The 16,666-nt window shown below is 38.1% G+C and carries 16 protein-coding genes and 1 riboswitch; of the genes, 8 read left to right on the forward strand and 8 right to left on the reverse strand.

Going from position 1 to position 16,666, the window contains the following annotated elements:
- Nucleotides 1–69: 69 nt before the first annotated feature.
- Nucleotides 70–1,206, forward strand: coding sequence for an ATP-binding protein (locus QZ738_RS08535; RefSeq protein WP_293786584.1), 1,137 nt, complete (start codon nucleotides 70–72; stop codon nucleotides 1,204–1,206).
- Nucleotides 1,207–1,425 (forward strand): DUF3820 family protein, encoded by a 219-nt coding sequence (locus tag QZ738_RS08540; RefSeq protein WP_293786586.1) that lies wholly within the window; start codon nucleotides 1,207–1,209, stop codon nucleotides 1,423–1,425.
- Between the two features lie 216 nt (nucleotides 1,426–1,641).
- Here the strand turns inward: QZ738_RS08540 and QZ738_RS08545 are convergent, their stop codons facing one another.
- Nucleotides 1,642–2,358, reverse strand: a complete 717-nt coding sequence (locus QZ738_RS08545) for a DsbA family oxidoreductase (protein WP_293786588.1) — start codon at nucleotides 2,356–2,358, stop codon at nucleotides 1,642–1,644.
- 83 nt (nucleotides 2,359–2,441) lie between these two features.
- Nucleotides 2,442–5,138 carry a M14 metallopeptidase family protein gene (locus QZ738_RS08550; RefSeq protein ID WP_293786590.1) on the reverse strand — a complete coding sequence of 899 codons (2,697 nt, stop codon included), beginning with the start codon at nucleotides 5,136–5,138 and terminating at the stop codon, nucleotides 2,442–2,444.
- Nucleotides 5,139–5,400: 262 nt separating this feature from the next.
- A riboswitch (cobalamin riboswitch) is annotated at nucleotides 5,401–5,608 on the forward strand.
- Between the two features lie 196 nt (nucleotides 5,609–5,804).
- Here QZ738_RS08550 and metE point away from each other — a divergent pair.
- The 3 genes from metE (at nucleotide 5,805) to QZ738_RS08565 (ending at nucleotide 9,420) form a co-directional block, all read left to right on the forward strand.
- Entirely contained in the window at nucleotides 5,805–8,138 is a 2,334-nt protein-coding gene (gene metE / locus QZ738_RS08555) for a 5-methyltetrahydropteroyltriglutamate--homocysteine S-methyltransferase (RefSeq protein WP_293786592.1), read from the forward strand.
- Between the two features lie 171 nt (nucleotides 8,139–8,309).
- Nucleotides 8,310–8,696, forward strand: a complete 387-nt coding sequence (locus QZ738_RS08560) for an acyl-CoA thioesterase (RefSeq protein ID WP_090497417.1) — start codon at nucleotides 8,310–8,312, stop codon at nucleotides 8,694–8,696.
- Between the two features lie 61 nt (nucleotides 8,697–8,757).
- A complete protein-coding gene (locus tag QZ738_RS08565; protein WP_293786645.1) occupies nucleotides 8,758–9,420 on the forward strand; it encodes a class I SAM-dependent methyltransferase in 663 nt (220 codons plus the stop codon).
- A gap of 51 nt (nucleotides 9,421–9,471) precedes the next feature.
- On the opposite strand, the gene QZ738_RS08570 is transcribed toward QZ738_RS08565, so the two are convergent.
- Genes QZ738_RS08570 through QZ738_RS08580 form a run of 3 tightly spaced genes read right to left on the reverse strand, consistent with a single transcriptional unit; the run spans nucleotide 9,472 to nucleotide 11,438 of the window.
- Nucleotides 9,472–10,281 carry a phosphatidate cytidylyltransferase gene (locus QZ738_RS08570; RefSeq protein ID WP_293786594.1) on the reverse strand — a complete coding sequence of 270 codons (810 nt, stop codon included), beginning with the start codon at nucleotides 10,279–10,281 and terminating at the stop codon, nucleotides 9,472–9,474.
- A gap of 43 nt (nucleotides 10,282–10,324) precedes the next feature.
- Nucleotides 10,325–10,531 (reverse strand): DUF2007 domain-containing protein, encoded by a 207-nt coding sequence (locus tag QZ738_RS08575; protein WP_134204437.1) that lies wholly within the window; start codon nucleotides 10,529–10,531, stop codon nucleotides 10,325–10,327.
- The gene (locus tag QZ738_RS08580) at nucleotides 10,512–11,438 is read right to left on the reverse strand and encodes a CPBP family intramembrane glutamic endopeptidase (RefSeq protein ID WP_293786596.1); all 927 of its coding nucleotides are present in this window, start codon (nucleotides 11,436–11,438) and stop codon (nucleotides 10,512–10,514) included. Before QZ738_RS08580 ends, QZ738_RS08575 begins: the two co-directional genes overlap by 20 nt.
- A 43-nt stretch (nucleotides 11,439–11,481) precedes the next feature.
- Between QZ738_RS08580 and dusB the strand changes: the two genes are divergently transcribed.
- On the forward strand, nucleotides 11,482–12,489 hold the full coding sequence (gene dusB / locus QZ738_RS08585; RefSeq protein ID WP_293786598.1) for a tRNA dihydrouridine synthase DusB: 1,008 nt from the start codon (nucleotides 11,482–11,484) through the stop codon (nucleotides 12,487–12,489).
- 34 nt (nucleotides 12,490–12,523) lie between these two features.
- Nucleotides 12,524–12,910, forward strand: a complete 387-nt coding sequence (gene apaG / locus QZ738_RS08590; protein ID WP_293786600.1) for a Co2+/Mg2+ efflux protein ApaG — start codon at nucleotides 12,524–12,526, stop codon at nucleotides 12,908–12,910.
- 506 nt (nucleotides 12,911–13,416) lie between these two features.
- On the opposite strand, the gene QZ738_RS08595 is transcribed toward apaG, so the two are convergent.
- Complete coding sequence (locus QZ738_RS08595) at nucleotides 13,417–14,112, reverse strand: zinc metallopeptidase (RefSeq protein ID WP_293786647.1); 696 nt, start codon at nucleotides 14,110–14,112, stop codon at nucleotides 13,417–13,419.
- A gap of 607 nt (nucleotides 14,113–14,719) precedes the next feature.
- Here QZ738_RS08595 and QZ738_RS08600 point away from each other — a divergent pair.
- A complete protein-coding gene (locus QZ738_RS08600; RefSeq protein ID WP_293786648.1) occupies nucleotides 14,720–15,013 on the forward strand; it encodes an FAD-dependent oxidoreductase in 294 nt (97 codons plus the stop codon).
- 205 nt (nucleotides 15,014–15,218) lie between these two features.
- Here QZ738_RS08600 and QZ738_RS08605 read toward each other — a convergent pair whose 3' ends face one another.
- Together QZ738_RS08605 and QZ738_RS08610 are read right to left on the reverse strand one after the other, a co-directional pair.
- Complete coding sequence (locus QZ738_RS08605) at nucleotides 15,219–15,653, reverse strand: type II toxin-antitoxin system death-on-curing family toxin (RefSeq protein WP_293786602.1); 435 nt, start codon at nucleotides 15,651–15,653, stop codon at nucleotides 15,219–15,221.
- Nucleotides 15,653–16,663: a DNA-binding protein gene (locus QZ738_RS08610; RefSeq protein ID WP_293786604.1), complete on the reverse strand. Its 1,011-nt coding sequence runs from the start codon at nucleotides 16,661–16,663 to the stop codon at nucleotides 15,653–15,655. Before QZ738_RS08610 ends, QZ738_RS08605 begins: the two co-directional genes overlap by 1 nt.
- Between the last annotated feature and the right edge of the window lie 3 nt (nucleotides 16,664–16,666).

A 16,666-nucleotide genomic window follows, 5' to 3' on the forward strand; every position in this document is an offset into this window, starting at 1 on the left:
GACTGAATTAACGTTAATTGAGTCAGTCTATTGACTGAATTAACGTTTTTTAGTTATATTTGGACTTACATGAAAAGCCAAATTGCCAGATCTTTAAAACCTGTTATCCTCCATAAAATTGGGAAAAATAAGGTTATCTTAATTTTTGGAACCAGGAGGGTAGGTAAAACCTGGTTGATAGAAAGCATTATCAAAGATGCTAACGTCAGCCATCTTTCCTTAAACGGCGAAGATCAGGATGTACTATTATTACTTTCAACCCGAACAGCGGCCAATTATAAAAGGGTTTTGGGTGACGCCAAACTGCTCATTATCGATGAAGCCCAGGTGATACCTGAAATCGGAAAAATATTGAAGTTCCTGATCGATACTTTTAAAGACCTCACCATTATTGCAAGCGGTTCATCTACTTTCGACTTGTCGAACCAAACAGGAGAGCCCTTAACCGGAAGAAGTTTAACCTATCACCTCTATCCCATAGCACAGGTTGAACTGGATAAACAGGAAAATGCTTTACAAACTGCCCAAAACCTGGAAGAAAGATTAATTTTTGGGTCTTATCCTGAATTATTCCACCTGAATTCATTGGCTGAAAAAGCACAATATTTAACAGAGTTGGTTAAATCATATCTGTTAAAAGATATTTTGATGTATGAGAACATTCAAAATAGTGCTAAACTCCTCGAATTATTAAAACTGATTGCTTACCAGGTTGGATCGGAAGTTTCGATTGATGAAATTTCCCGTACTTTGGGTATCAGCAAAAATACGGTAGACCGTTATCTTGATCTACTCTCAAAGGTTTTTATCATCTATAAAGTTGGTGGTTACAGTAATAATTTACGGAAAGAGGTTACAAAATCATCCAAATGGTATTTTTACGACAACGGTATCCGGAATGCAATTGTAAATGATTTCAGACTGCTGGCATTGCGTAATGATGAGGGTATTTTATGGGAAAATTACTGTTTTAGCGAACGCATCAAAAAAATGGGGTATGAACAGCAAAATGCCAGTTATTACTTTTGGAGAACTTATGATCAGCAGGAAATAGATCTTATTGAAGTTAATAACGGAGAAATTTTAGCTGCTGATTTTAAATGGGGAAACCAAAAGAAGAAGATTCCGGTTTTTTTTGCCAAAAACTATCCTCAAGCCAGCTTCTCTGTAATTAACAAAGAAAATTATTTAGATTTTATATTATAGATGTTTGATCCCTCCCTGTTACTCGATTTAGTGAAAATGCAGATGCCTTACGGAAAGTATAAGGGATCCCTGATCTGTAACCTGCCGGAAAGTTATTTACTTTGGTATAAAGATAAAGGCTTCCCGAAAGGAAAACTGGGCGATTTAATGGCTACGATGTTCGAAATAAGGGTGAATGGTTTGGAGTATTTATTGACGCCGTTGAAGAATCAGCGTTGACGGATCGCTAATGAAGATGACCTCTAAACAACATCATTTTGAGCGAACCCGATGGTTATCGGGTGCAACGAATCCGAGAACCACGTAAGTGCTCAGCGAAGCTAATCTATATAGAAAGATTTCTCCATTGCGCTGCGCTCCAGTCGAATTGACGATTTTCTATTAATTTTCGGTGAAAAAATCCGGGGCAGTCAGCGCAATCTACAGGGAATTAATCTATATCTCACAACCATTCTCATCACAAACCGCATCATTATTTTTATTTAATGAAGTAATTGCAGTTTTAGGCTGAGCGGCTTTCCACTCGGTAAAACTTTGGGTAAGTGCATCGGTAAAAGCCTGAACAGGCTGGGCACCTGAAACACCATATTTACGGTCCATTACAAAATAAGGAACGCCTCTGATACCTAAATTCTGGCTTTCATAAATATCATAACGAACAGCCTCAGCAAACTCATCGCTATTTAAAACGGCCACAGCTTCAGCCTTATCCAGTCCGATTTCTACAGCAAGATCAACTAAAACAGCTGTTTCGCCAATATTTTTACTATTTACAAAATGAGCTTCAAATAGTTTTTCTTCAGCTAAATCCTGAAGATTATGTTTTGCTGCCAAATGGATCAGACGATGCGCATTAAATGTATTGGCTGGTATGTTGGTATCAAAATTAATGCTCAAACCGGCATTTGCAGCCATATCAACCACCTGTTTGGTCATTTGTTTGGCCTGCTCGATGGGCATTCCCTTACTTCTTGATAAATAATCGTACACCGTTTCATTATTGGTATTATGATACTCCGGATTGAGCTGAAAACTCTTCCAATCTATTTCGATTTCATTTTTGAAAGGCAATTTTTCAATTGCCTGCTCAAAATGTCTTTTCCCAATATAGCAAAACGGACACATTACATCCGACCAGATTTCTACTTTCATCACACAAAATTAAGCGGATTATAATTGGCTATAGTAAGGCGAAAGTAAAAAGCCACTATCGTTTGGGATAGTAGCTTTTAAAATTATTTATATAACTGATTAAATATCAGCTTAAAAGTGCCATGCGTTTGTGCCCTAAAGGTAATTTCGGGACCGAAAGCAAGCAATTTACCTTTCCCAACCCTGGCTTCGAAAGCGGTTATCCCATCTTGCAGGTAAGCCTGCCCCCAGGCCCAGCCGCTACGCAAAGGAGTGGCATTTTCAAACCACATCAAAGGTTTGATTTTACCTGAAGCAATGGCATCGCCACTGAGTTTAAAAACAGGGCTGTTATCAAAATATATGTCTGCTTCTTTTTCCATCCCCCAATTCGTTGGCAAAGTAGTATCTATACGAACATTTAATACACTTCCGGGAATATAATATTTTTCGGCAGGCAATTTCTTTTCTTCACCATTTATAATTTCGACCATCGCATTTCTTACGGGAAGATTTAAGTGATAAGCCAGGTTCGTACTGCTACCAATGGTTACAATATTGCCCCCTGCTTCTAAAAATTTCTTTAATTCAGGAATAGATTTGTCTATGTTAATCCGGCCTAAACGGTTTCTGAATTCCTGTGGAACATCTTCTGCCCTTGGTCCGAAAGATCTGTTTCCAAAGCCTCCACCCTGAACAGAAGGTATAGCTCCACCCACAAAAACGATCACATCATATTTGGATTTTAAATTGCCGGCATCAATATCCTCCGGATAAATTACCGTGGCATTATAGTGGTACTGTTCCATTAAAAAACGTACCCAACCGGATGCCATGGAGCCTCCATAAGTATCCCAGAGGGCAACTCTTGCCGGTGAGACTTTAACCTTGTTCTTAGGTGCTGCTGCACTTTTTATTTTGACATTGGCTTTTCCCAATATTGATTTTCCTGCTGAGGAAACATAGAAATCACCGTTTTCTACCGAACGGTAAACTTCAATTTTGTTTTTCAATAAATCGTTAACCACTGTATAAGAATCGTTTTGTGCAGCACTTAACACATAACCTGATCCATTTGGCAATTTATGCTTAGGTTTTAATAAGTTGCCATAAGGATTTTTCTCAAAAGGCCCCGAAAAATCATCCAGAATACGGTCGAATTTTACATCCATTAAATAAGCTAAAGTCCATCCGGCGGCATCATACGGCGGAATGGGTGCACCACCTTCATATTTAAAATCATTTGGATGATCCTGTGGCTCGAACATATCCAACACATGTGGACGGAAAGCCTGATCGGTTTTAACCACATAACTTCCGGCAGGATAAGTTTTACCGGCAACCGTAAATGAAGCCGTGGCCTTTTGTACCAAAATACCCGTTCTGATCAGTGCATTTAAAAATTTAATTGCGGTGTTAAAATCAGGCTGATCTGCCGAAAGAATATAACCCCGTGGATCACGGTTCGCAGGAGCTTTCATCACGGTATCAAAAGCTTTTATGCTCATCTGGCGTCGGGATCCAAAATCTGCATCACCTCCAGAAATTACTGCGCCCTTTTCGCCTTTTGCAGCACTGTTAATGGCTTCAATTTTCTTTGGAGAGAAAGACCACGTGTCTTTTTTACCTCTTTCAATTGAATTTCTACCCATCTGATAAATATTGTACAGTAACTCATCGTGGTAACGCGTTGCGTAATCCAAAACGGCATAGTTTAACGATACGGAATAATCGATCGAGTTCTTAAAATACCATTTTCTTGGGGTGATGGGGTTTGGCGAATCGCCACTCGGCAGTAAACGCGATGGAACCAATGGAATTTCGGATGGAGTAGGATTGCCGATAATTTCGGTCAGCAGTCCAATCATATTATGAAAATAGGTGGTCGTCCTCAATCCTCCGTTGTACCAGGTAGAATAAACAGATCCGCCACGTTGGGTATAGCCGGGCTTATTTTCTACGTTCATCCTGTTATGCATCGCCGCGCCTACCGCATCCAAACTGGTTAAAATGGTTGGGTCGAATACATAATTAAAAGGATCCCGATAGGGTGGACCTGCTACAACTGTTCCCGCCGGACCAGCCTGATGATGGTTATACATAATCTGCGGGATCCACTCTATAAAAAGCTGACGGCCGATATTCTGCGTTTCTTTAAGATTTAGCATAAAGAAATCGCGATTATTATCATGCCCTGCATACTTCTCGTAAAGCACAGGCAATCCTGATGTTGTTCTTTTCTTAGGATCTTTATTCCTCATGTACCAATTGCTGATCAACTCCTGTCCGTCAGGATTGGCATGGGTAAATAAGATGATTACATGATCCAGGATACGTAAAGTTTCTGGATCGTTTCTGGAGGCAAATTCATAAATCGTCTGGATCAGCTGATGGGTACCAACCACCTCATTTGCATGCAGGCCACCATCTATCCACACTACTGCTTTACCTTCCTGTGCCAATGTTTTTGCCTGTTCGGGAGTAATTTCGGCATGGGCCAGCTGTTGTGAAATTTCTTTATAACGGTCTAATTTCTTCAGGTTTTCCGGCGAAGAAACAATCAGCATATATTGACTTCTACCTTCTTCGGTTTTACCGATATCCACTAGTTTAATCCGGTTAGAACTTGCAGCCAGTTTTTTAAAATAGTCTGCTGTTTGGGTGTAATTGGCTAACTGATAATCGTCTCCGATATCAAAACCGAAATGAGATTTTGGCGTGGGTACCTCCTGCGCCGGCAATGCATAGCTGTTTACCATTAAAAAAGCAATGCAAAGCCCTTTAAAGTAGTTTTTGATCATAAATAAGGATTTAAGTTTGGGTAGCCAAATATAATAGAGAATGGGCATCATAAACCGCTTGCTGTAAATTTGTTACAAGTGATAATATGTTCTGAGCATAATATGTTAAACATCGCAAAAAACCATACTGTCTGCATATATCCATGGCTAAAAAAATTAAATACCATGAATTGAAAGCAGTCGAAATCCACTGCTTAAGAAAATACCTTAATCTTTAAATCCTAATCCATACATTTGTGCTGATGTAAGTTCTTAACTTTATTTTTCATCAACCGATACAGGTTCCCGGAATTACATCCGGGATTAATAGGGAATCGTGTGCAAATCACGAGCTGTCGCGCAACTGTAAATTCTGTTTTTTAGCAAAAAGACAACGGTCTTATCATTTATGCCACTGTGCCTTTAACAGCATGGGAAGGCGATAGGATCGGGAATAAGTCAGGAGACCTGCCTATATTGAATTGACGGTGCTTTCGCGTTATAAAGTAATTGGTCAGGTCTGATTGTACACCATAAAAATCAAAATTTTATAGGCTTGCTTTAAGCTTCTTGCTGATAAGTGGGCAGGCTGTGCTTTAACCTTTCCTTTAATTTTTAATAAAAGAGTATTATAAAATATTGCTTTGGGAGCTTTTAAACGATTTATTTACTTAATCTTTAAGAGAGATGCTAACGCAAAATCTAGGCTATCCGCGAATAGGTAGTCAAAGGGAATTAAAGAAAATCTGCGAAAATTATTGGGCAGATAAAACTGGGTACAAAAATGTACTGCAGGTGGGCAAAAACATTCGCCACGAAAATTGGAAACTTCAAAAAGAAACCGGTATTGATGTGATTCCATCAAACGATTTTTCTTTTTATGATCATGTCCTCGATCATTCCTTAACCTTTGGGGCGATACCCAAAAGATACAACGAGGTGATACTGAAAAAAGGAAATGAGGAACTTGATCTTTATTTCGCCATGGCCAGGGGCTACCAAAAAGAAGGACTGGACGTGGTCGCAATGGAAATGACCAAATGGTTCGATACCAATTACCACTACATTGTGCCCGAATTTTACAAAAACCAACCTTTTAAACTTTTCTCTACCAAAATTATCGATGAGTTTTATGAGGCAAAGCAATTAGGAATTGATACTAAACCTGTACTAATTGGTCCGGTTTCCTATCTTTTGTTGGGTAAGGAAAAAGAAGCCGGTTTCGAAAAAATAGACCTGATTAAAAACCTCCTTCCGGTTTATATAGAGATTTTATCTCGCTTAGACGCGCTGGATGTAAAGTATGTCCAGTTTGATGAGCCATTTTTAACTTTGGATCTTACTGATAAAGATAAAAAAGCTTATGAATATGCCTACAAAGAAATCAGGAAAGCTTTTCCAAGGTTAAAAATTGTTTTAGCTACTTATTTTGAAGGACTAGGCAATAACCTGGCGTTAACGACCTCCTTACCTGTAAATGTTTTACATATCGACCTGGTACGCGCAGAAGATCAGTTAAATGATGTTTTAGCTTCTTTGAAGGAAGAAACCATCCTTTCATTAGGCTTAGTAGATGGAAGAAACATCTGGAAAAATGATTTCGAGAAATCTCTTTCGATCATCAATCAGGTTTTAGAAAGAAGAGGCCATGATAAAGTGTGGATTGCTCCATCCTGTTCATTGATTCATTCGCCGGTTGATCTGGATAATGAAACCGACGAAAACAATTTATCGGCAGAAATTAAACAATGGCTGGCCTATGCAAAGCAAAAAATTGCAGAACTAGCCACCTTAAAAAAACTGATCACCAACGAAAGCCCTGCATCTACCCTGCAAAAATTCGAAGAAAACAAAATTGCAGTTGCCAACCGTAAAGTTTCTAAAATCATCCATAATCCTGCAATTAAACAAAGGGTTTTGACCTTAAAAGAACAGGATGCAGAACGTTTGAACCCATTTTCGAGCAGAAAAATCAAGCAACAGAAACTTAATCTGCCCATTTATGCCACTACCACCATCGGATCGTTTCCCCAAACCACAGAGGTAAGAAGCTGGAGGGCAAAACTGAAAAATGGCATGTTCACTGTTGAGGAATATGATGATCTCATTGCAAAAGAAACTGAAAAAGCAGTAAAATGGCAGGAAGAAATCGATCTGGATGTTTTGGTTCACGGTGAGTTTGAACGCAATGATATGGTTGAATATTTTGGTGAGCAATTAGACGGTTTTGCTTTCTCAAAAAATGGCTGGGTACAGAGTTATGGATCACGCTGTGTAAAACCACCAATTATTTTTGGTGATGTTTCGCGCCCGAAACCCATGACGGTAAAGTGGACAGCCTACGCGCAGTCGCTTACCTCGAAATATATGAAAGGCATGTTGACAGGTCCGGTAACCATTTTACAGTGGTCGTTCGTAAGAAATGACCAGCCACGATCAGAAACTTGTACACAGATTGCCCTGGCTATCCGCGACGAGGTATGCGACCTGGAAAATGCAGGGATTAAAATCATTCAGATTGATGAGCCAGCCATTAGAGAAGGTCTGCCTTTGCGTAAGGCTGATTGGCAAGGCTACCTGAACTGGGCAGTAAAAGCCTTTAAAATTTCCGCGAGTGGCGTGAAAGATGATACACAGATCCACACCCATATGTGCTATTCGGAATTTAACGATATCATCCAAAACATTGCCGATATGGACGCAGATGTAATCACCATCGAAACCTCACGTTCGCAGATGGAATTATTAGATGCATTTGCCGATTTTAAATATCCAAATGAGATTGGGCCGGGCGTTTATGATATTCACTCTCCGAGGGTTCCAAAACGTGAAGAAATGGTTCAGTTACTCAACAAAGCTAAAGCAGTTATTCCTTCGAAACAGTTGTGGGTAAACCCGGATTGTGGCTTAAAAACCCGGGGATGGGAAGAAACCAAAAAAGCACTGATAGAAATGGTTGAAGCCGCGAAGGAGATGCGCAAAACTGAAGAAGTTCTTCCGGAAGATGTTCAGGTGAATTAGTCTTATTTACTCATTGTCAGTCTGAGCCTGTCGAAGACCCTTAACCTTCAATAACTGAAGTAAACTGTATTGCGAAATGCTCAGGATGACATTTTTTCATCCTGATCTCAACTTTGACAACTTTCTGATCGGAAAGTTGTCAAAGATTTTTACTCACCCTATATTTACCCCATGACCTTAGCAGAAAGAATAGAAAACTCAAAAACCAGTATCTTTAAAGCCGTTTTCCCCAATACAACCAATCATTATGATACGCTTTTTGGCGGCACAGCGATGCATTTGATGGACGAAGTTGCTTTTATTACCGCAACCCGCTTTAGCCGCCAGATTATGGTGACGGTAAGCAGTGACAGGATCGATTTTAAAAAACCGATTCCTGCAGGTACCATTGTAGAGCTTATTGGCAAGGTAAACCACGTGGGTAATACCAGCTTAAAAGTTAACGTGGAAATTTATATTGAGCAGATGTATGCCGAAGGAAGAGAACTGGCCGTACATGGCGACTTTACTTTTGTTGCCATCGATGAAAACAAAAAGCCCGTTCAGGTAATCAAATAATCTTATAAAATTTTGCTAAAGTGATATAAAAAAGATCAGGTTTATATCTTTAGATTTGAACATGGAGCATTCGGAAGAAGAGTTAAAAAATATTACGAGCCAATTGGGCTGTCCTGAAGGCGAACATGGTATTAAAACAGGGGAGATGATGCATGCGAGCAACATCGGAATGACTACTTCTGCAATTGATGCATTAGATCTCCAAAACAATCAAACTGTTTTAGAAATCGGCCATGGCAACGGCGGGCACATCGCTCAACTCTTATCACAAGCCGAAAACCTCAACTATTTTGGTGCCGATATTTCCGCTACCATTATTGCCGAGGCTGAAAAGATTAATCAGGATTTAATTCCAGAAGGAAAAGTTCATTTTAAACTAACAGATGGAATTACATTGCCCTTTGATGAAAATCGGTTCGATAAAATTTTTACCGTCAATACGATATACTTTTGGAAAAATCCAGGCGAATATCTCGCCGAAATTAAAAGGACCTTAAAACTTAACGGCAATTTGGTAATCTGTTTTGCCGACAAAACCTTTATGCAAAATCTTCCTTTTACGAACTATGGTTTTAAACTTTACGACGGAGAAGAGGTAAAAGAACTATTAAAAAACTCAGGATTTACAGTTGAAAATATTCGAAGTAAAACCGAACAGATCAAAAGCAAAACAGGCGAACAGGTAGAACGGAAATTTCATGTTGTGGTTGCTTCCATTAAATAAACCAATAGAAAGTCATCGTCCTCGTTTGCAACGAGGATGATAGATAAATATTTAATACAAAATCAGATATAAATAGGCATAAACCACAGGAGCGGCCAGTAACAATCCATCAAAACGATCTAATAAACCACCATGCCCTGGTAGTAAACCTCCACTGTCTTTAGTATCCAAACTGCGTTTGAGCATCGATTCTACCAGGTCGCCCAGCGTACCAAAGCTTGCAATTAATATGGCCATGCCAACCCAAACCCATGCCGGGCTTTCAGTAAATAAAAAAGATAAACCAAATGCGACCAATATACTGGTGAACATCCCTCCGAAAAAACCTTCCCAGCTTTTCTTTGGTGAATGACGTTCGAACAATTTTCGCTTACCGTATTTTACGCCAAAAAGATAGGCACCGGTATCATTCGCCCAGAGCATTAACAGAAATGCCAGCGGTAAATGAAAATTATATTCATTCCAGTTTTTTAAAAAGCCGAGGGCGTGGAAAAAACAGAACGGAATGGTTACATAAACAAAGCCAACAAATGTATAGGAGATATTGGCAAAAGGTATTTTGTTTTTTTTATACAACTCGGTAATAAAAACCGAGAAAATTAGCGGGATACAAAGCAACAGATACTTGACATCATATTCCAAGTAATGTAAGCCTGCAGCCATTAGAAAGATTAAAAACCCTGCCACCAGACCAATATTCCGATGCGGCCTGATGCCGGCATTTTTAATCAGCTTATAAAATTCGAATAAGGATAAAACACTCAGAATAAGATAGAAAATTGTAAATGCATAACTCCCCAAAAAGATAGAGCCAAGCATGACGATGGTAAAAAAGAAAGCGGTTATTGCCCTGGTTTTCATTTAAGGTAAGAGGTAAAAGGTGTAAGGTTTAAGGTCATGATCACTATTCAATTTCGTTCTCAACGATGTATTCTATGGCTTTATTGAAATCTAACTTACTCACCAAAACATTTATTTCGCCAATATTATATGCAGAGAGTTGTTTGTTGATCGTTACTGCCGGGATACCAGCTTCTGTTAACCCCTGCTTTAACACTTCTGCCGCAAAGGCATTGCTGGTGGTGTATACTTTAACCCAATTTTCGCTCACTTGATGCGCTATCTTTAAAAAATTTAAACAAAGCTATGGTAATTATTGCACTAATTAAATAGCCATACCAAGGAAAACCGATCGGTTCATCAGCTTTATCAAGTGGCATATGGTGTTTTTGCATATAAAAAGCCGCACAAACCGCGTAGGCATTATTCAAAAAGTGCGCAAACATAGCATACCAGATACTGCCACTAAAGTAATACAGATAGCCAAAACCGGCTCCCAGTAACAACCTAGGTACAAAACCATAAAATTGGACATGGATGGTACTAAAAATGATGGCCGAAAGCCAGATCGCCAGGTGCGGATTTCCAAAGGCGCGTGCCAATGAACGCTGTACACCACCTCTGAACATCAACTCTTCACCAATGGCAGGTAAAATTGCAATCATGACCAGATTGACCACAAAATCGAAATTGCTGCGTACCGTGATCAGTTGAATGGTCATTTTTGCTGCCAGTTCTTCTTTTTCCTTCATCCACGCCTCAATTCCTTTCAAAAAGTTGGGCAAAGCCATTTTTTGATTCCAGATTACTGTCCACTCCATAAACGGCATACTCACGATCATAATCACGACCACCAGCAAAAGCAGTGAAATCTTGGGTTGTTTAAAGTTATAAAACCTTGTTATTTTTATTCTTTCTGTTAAAGCGAGGGCAAGTGATGGTAAAATAAATGTACCTATTGAACTTAAGATCTGTATAACCTTAAAACCAGAAACATACCTGGCATTACCTGATAAGAGTAGGTCAAAATTACTCACTAAACCCATTCCATACATGGCCATACAGATTACGAGTCCGATGATACCGAATACAAAGGCCCCCGCAACTGCGTAAAATAAAAGTAAAAGTAATTGCAAGAAAGGATTGATTTCCTCGTGTTTAGGTGTTACAAAATTCATTATTTGTACCTTTGTATGTTTTATTAATCGTTGAAGATAGAAAATGTCTGTAAAGATAGGAAATATAGATTTAGGTGAGTTCCCGTTATTACTGGCTCCAATGGAGGATGTAAGTGATCCACCGTTCCGTTACGTATGTAAGAAAAACGGGGCAGACATGATGTATACCGAATTTATTTCTTCGGAAGGCTTGATCCGCGATGCCGCAAAAAGTTTGCAAAAACTTGATATTTTCGAATATGAAAGACCGATCGGCATCCAGATTTTTGGTGGTGATATCGAACACATGCGCGAAGCTTCAGCAATTGCTTCTGCTGCAGGCCCTGATCTGGTTGATATTAATTACGGATGTCCGGTAAAAAATGTGGTTTGCAAAGGTGCAGGTTCTAGTTTGCTTCAGGATATCGATAAAATGGTAAAAATGACTGATGCTGTTGTTAAAGCTTCGCATTTGCCTGTTACCGTAAAAACCCGCCTGGGCTGGGATGATCATACTAAAAATGTTTATGAAGTTGCCGAGCGACTTCAGGATGTAGGGATCCAGGCATTGACCATTCATGGCAGAACAAGGGCACAATTATACAAAGGAGAGGCAGATTGGAGTTTAATCCGTGAAATTAAACGTAATCCCCGCATAAAAATCCCAATTTTTGGCAATGGTGATGTAGATAGCCCTGAAAAAGCAGCCAATTGGCGTATGGAATACGAGGTAGATGGTATCATGATCGGCCGTGCTGCAATTGGTTATCCATGGATTTTTCGAGAAGTAAAACATTTCTTCAAAACTGGAAAACACTTAGCCGGACCAACCATAGACGAAAGAATTGAAGTTTGCCGTACACATTTAGATAAATCACTGGAATGGAAAGGTCCTAAAACCGGTATTTTCGAAATGCGCCGGCATTATGCCAACTATTTCAAAGGTCTGCCAGATTTTAAACCGTATCGGATGCGATTAGTTGCTGAATCAGAAATCAACAACATTTATAGCATTTTAGAAGAAGTGGCAGAAAAATTTGCCAACTATGACGCCACCAGTGTACTGGCTTGATTTTTGAAAGTTTTTTCTTAAATTCGTTATTATCATGGTTACAGCAATTACAGACGGTGTTAAGGTTTCAGTAGAAACGGTGTACCAGCCAGAATATTCAAATCCGGCGAACGAACATTATATGTTTGCCTATCGTGTGGAAATTTCCAATCTTTCTGATTACGCTGTCCAATTGATGCGCCGCCAATGGTTGATATTCGATTCGAACAGCAGCAAAAGAGAGGTAGAGGGTGAGGGTGTGGTTGGTTTACAGCCAATAATACAACCGGGAGAAACACATGTATATGTTTCGGGTTGTAACCTCAAAACCGATATGGGTAGCATGAAAGGTACCTATTTGATGAGACGTGATATGGATGGTTCAGAATTCGATGTTGATATTCCTGAGTTTCAATTAATAGCCCCTTATAAATTAAATTAATCTTTCCTTATTTTTCATCTTAATCGTAGTAGAAGCGCAAAACCAATATTCAGTTTTTAGAAAAGCAATTTCAGTTTTTTATTTTAAGTGTTAGTCCTGCTTTTGTTTCAAGTCCTCGCAGCGCTGCGGGCTTTTCACGCCAATCAGGTTTAAATTGCAGTGTTTCTGCCAATTTTAAAGGTTGAACAGCGTGGCGTGTAAGCTCTTCTAATCTGATCCCAAATAGTACAACATACCATTTAACACATATTAAGCGGACGATTGTAGCTGGATGCCGATATTTTCATTATTAGAAGCATATACGGGGACCGAAATTTTCCTCCTGTCATCAAACTGCCTTCCAAACAGATATTTTAAATAAGTCCATGAATTTGTTTCAGGGTCTATCTTGTTGGAAAAGATGATATGAATTCGGGGCAGCTATCGGATCAGCTGATGATCCGGTAATAACCAGAAACGGCCAGGATGATTTTCCCGGCCGCGTTGTATTTCATAATGGATATTCTCTAATCCCTGCTTCGTCCAAAAAGCATCGATGCATAATATAATAAATTGGCTAATGCACCCACAGCCGCAACCACGTAAGTCATGGCTGCCCACCAAAGCGCATCTTTAGCCTGCGCATTTTCTTCCTGTGTTTGCATCACTCCATTGTTGTTTTTTAGCCAGGCCAATGCACGGTTACTGGCATCAAATTCTACTGGTAGGGTAATGATACTAAATATGGTTACCAGTGCTAAACCCACTACACCAATCGCCAAAACAATAGGGTTTCCGGTAAAACCTATTAACAAAACACCAATTAATAAAACCCATTGCAAAAGATTAGATGATATGCTCACCACAGGAACCATGCTGCTTCTTAACTGTAACCAGTGATATGATTTTGCCTGTTGCACCGCATGGCCACACTCATGAGCCGCTACTGCCGCCGCCGCTACGCTTCGGCTGTAGTATACATCTGTACTCAAATTCACGGTTTTATCGGATGGATTGTAATGATCTGTTAATTGTCCTTCGGTACTCATCACCTTCACATCGTATATTCCATTATCATGCAGCATTCTTTCTGCTACCTCTTTGCCCGATAAACCAGAGCTTAATTGCATTTCGGCATACTTGGAAAACTTGTTTCTAAACCGCCATTGTACAAACATGCTCAGCAATAATACCGGGATGATTAATATTAAATAAACTCCCATTTTCTTTTGTATGTTTTTCATTTAGCCTATATCAAAAAGCGTTCCCATATTATTTAAAGTTTAAAAAACAGTACATTTATACGATGCCAACCAAACACTCATACTAGGAAAAAGAATTATCTTTTTTAATTATGATGCGATTTTGATTAGCAGCGGAATAATAGGGTTAAACGCTACTATCCACCTTAAAAAAACAGCTTCTTCCTTAAAGCCAGTCATACTCGAAAAGGTTTTTTACCTACAGGCGTAGGTACAAAAAATGCAGGTTTTGCTTGTTTTGGAAGCATTTCTGAACTCATTGAACAAGAGGAAATGACCGGTAGCGATTCCCTTACAATACTTATCGAAAAACGGTGGAAAGGTCTGCTCAAACTACGCTAATTGCTGAGCGATAATACCATTGATTATCAATGCCTCGGAGGATATGAACTATTTAAAAAAGAAGACAGTTTTTCAACCGAACAGGGTGTATCCAAAATTGAACATTTTAACTTTTTGGTTAATGACATTGCCGGATTCAATGCTTTTTGTTTAAACAATAAAAAAATCAGTCTCTTTGGTTTCGATAGTGTAGATTGTTTTAGTCAGAAATCAATATGAGGCCCAGATTGATAGTGGTAAAATGATGTATGCTTTAATTCAGTATGCACAACAAGTCGGCATAGGCATTTTTAACAATTGCAATGTAGACCAGATTAAAGAAGAATCAAAAGGTTTTCGCCTGATTACCCAAAATGGAAATTTTTTATGTAAAAGATTGATGGTTACTACAAATGCCTTTATTAAAGATTTATATCCTGATGTGGATATCAATCCCGGACGCGGTCAGGTTTTGATAACCAAACCCATCAAAAATTTGAAGATAAAGGGCACTTTCCATTACGATAAAGGTTACGCTTGAGCAGCTACTAAAAGAAGTCATCTTACCAACCGCTAAATATGAAATTGATTATCGTTGGAGTGGGATTATGGCCTTTGGTAAAACACTTGAACCACTTATTGAAGAAATCCGTCCGAATGTATTTTGTGCAACCAGGTGCAACGGTATGGGAGTTGCTATTGGTTCGCAAATCGAAGAAGATGTGGCGAAACTTATATTAAAAAAATTATAACAAGCCTTTTGCATAAATAACCTTAAGTTTAATTTCCTCACTAAAATCATCTTCATAAATAATGGAGGTAATAATTTCTTGTAATAGAACTTTGTTTATTCTATTGTCAGCTACGTCTACAGCTACATTTTCCATTTCCTTAATGAATTTTTGAACTTTCAGACCACAATCATTAATAATAAGAAAATATGCAGATAAAGCAATTGATGCCCTTTTATTACCATCATTAAAACTATGGTTCTTATTAATAGAGAAAAAAAGATGAGTAATTTTATCTTCAATTCTTGGGTAATAAAAGTCATTCTTTATATGTTCCAATGTACTTTCTAAAAGACCTATATTTAAAATTCCTAAAATACCACCTGAATTATTAATAATTTCATCGTGAACTAAAATTGCATGATGTGTATCAAAGTATGAGAATGACATTATCTATCTTTAAGTCTTTTAAAAACATCCAATAACTCTGGATTATCAATAATTCTATTTAATAAATCTTTACTCTTATTGTCTAAAAAACGTTCATAATCATTTAAACCTAATGAAGATATATAAGGAATTAATCTTTTATGGGTAATGTTCCTTAGGCCATAGTCTCTACTCGCCATTTTATTTCGAGCATCTTCAATCTGCGGTATCCAAAATCTTTGCTGAGAGAACTTGACAATTAATTCATCTAATTCTATCGGCTTTAATTTTCTATTGAGTTTTTCATATGTTCTTTTCATTTCATCTGCAATTCCTATCTCAAATGAAGCTATTAGTTTTAATACTTCAGAATACATAGTATCTCTAGGATTTTCCTTTTCTTCTAATTGCAAAATTTGTCTATATTCTTTGGCATCCTCTTTAAAAATCACTTTATAAATTGAATCTGTATATACAGCATATTTGTAATTCCCCATTTCCAAAAAATTGCTTAATGCAGTTGTAAATTCTTTTCTATAAGCTGGCTCTCTAGAAATAGCAACTAAAAACTCTTCGTCTCTCTGATTTATATACTTAGTAGACCCACCAAGTTTATCATTTAAAGTATCTATAACTATATCTAATATTGTGCTTCTTAATGCTTTAGCTTTTTCACTTTCAGTCAATAGCATCCCTAAATTGAGAAAAGCTCTAAAATTGAAAACAGCCAATTGAGGAGCCTTCGCCCCCTCTTGTAGCATCCATTTAAATTGATCTTTAAATTCTTTAAGTGCTTTTCCTTTTAGATTTATATATCCATTATGTTTTAATTCATTTTCATTTTGTGAAAGGTATCTATCTATAGTTGAATTATCTATGCCATAAAATTCTGCTACTTGTTGCCGTGTAAATCTATATTCACCTTCGAACATCATACCTATGATCCCTAAATAATTTTTTATATTTTCTATGGCATTTTGATTATTAAGAATATTTTGCCTATCAATTGCTGATACTGTTAAATCTTTCATTTT

Source organism: uncultured Pedobacter sp. (assembly GCF_913776295.1).
Taxonomy (GTDB): Bacteria; Bacteroidota; Bacteroidia; order Sphingobacteriales; family Sphingobacteriaceae; genus Pedobacter.

Coding starts and splice junctions, on each gene's coding strand:
- QZ738_RS08535 (WP_293786584.1), top strand. CDS start 70: ATGAAAAGCCAAATTGCCAGATCTTTAAAACCTGTTATCCTCCATAAA.
- QZ738_RS08540 (WP_293786586.1), top strand. CDS start 1,207: ATGTTTGATCCCTCCCTGTTACTCGATTTAGTGAAAATGCAGATGCCT.
- QZ738_RS08545 (WP_293786588.1), bottom strand. CDS start 2,358: ATGAAAGTAGAAATCTGGTCGGATGTAATGTGTCCGTTTTGCTATATT.
- QZ738_RS08550 (WP_293786590.1), bottom strand. CDS start 5,138: ATGATCAAAAACTACTTTAAAGGGCTTTGCATTGCTTTTTTAATGGTA.
- metE (WP_293786592.1), top strand. CDS start 5,805: ATGCTAACGCAAAATCTAGGCTATCCGCGAATAGGTAGTCAAAGGGAA.
- QZ738_RS08560 (WP_090497417.1), top strand. CDS start 8,310: ATGACCTTAGCAGAAAGAATAGAAAACTCAAAAACCAGTATCTTTAAA.
- QZ738_RS08565 (WP_293786645.1), top strand. CDS start 8,758: ATGGAGCATTCGGAAGAAGAGTTAAAAAATATTACGAGCCAATTGGGC.
- QZ738_RS08570 (WP_293786594.1), bottom strand. CDS start 10,281: ATGAAAACCAGGGCAATAACCGCTTTCTTTTTTACCATCGTCATGCTT.
- QZ738_RS08580 (WP_293786596.1), bottom strand. CDS start 11,438: ATGAATTTTGTAACACCTAAACACGAGGAAATCAATCCTTTCTTGCAA.
- dusB (WP_293786598.1), top strand. CDS start 11,482: ATGTCTGTAAAGATAGGAAATATAGATTTAGGTGAGTTCCCGTTATTA.
- apaG (WP_293786600.1), top strand. CDS start 12,524: ATGGTTACAGCAATTACAGACGGTGTTAAGGTTTCAGTAGAAACGGTG.
- QZ738_RS08595 (WP_293786647.1), bottom strand. CDS start 14,112: ATGGGAGTTTATTTAATATTAATCATCCCGGTATTATTGCTGAGCATG.
- QZ738_RS08605 (WP_293786602.1), bottom strand. CDS start 15,653: ATGTCATTCTCATACTTTGATACACATCATGCAATTTTAGTTCACGAT.
- QZ738_RS08610 (WP_293786604.1), bottom strand. CDS start 16,663: ATGAAAGATTTAACAGTATCAGCAATTGATAGGCAAAATATTCTTAAT.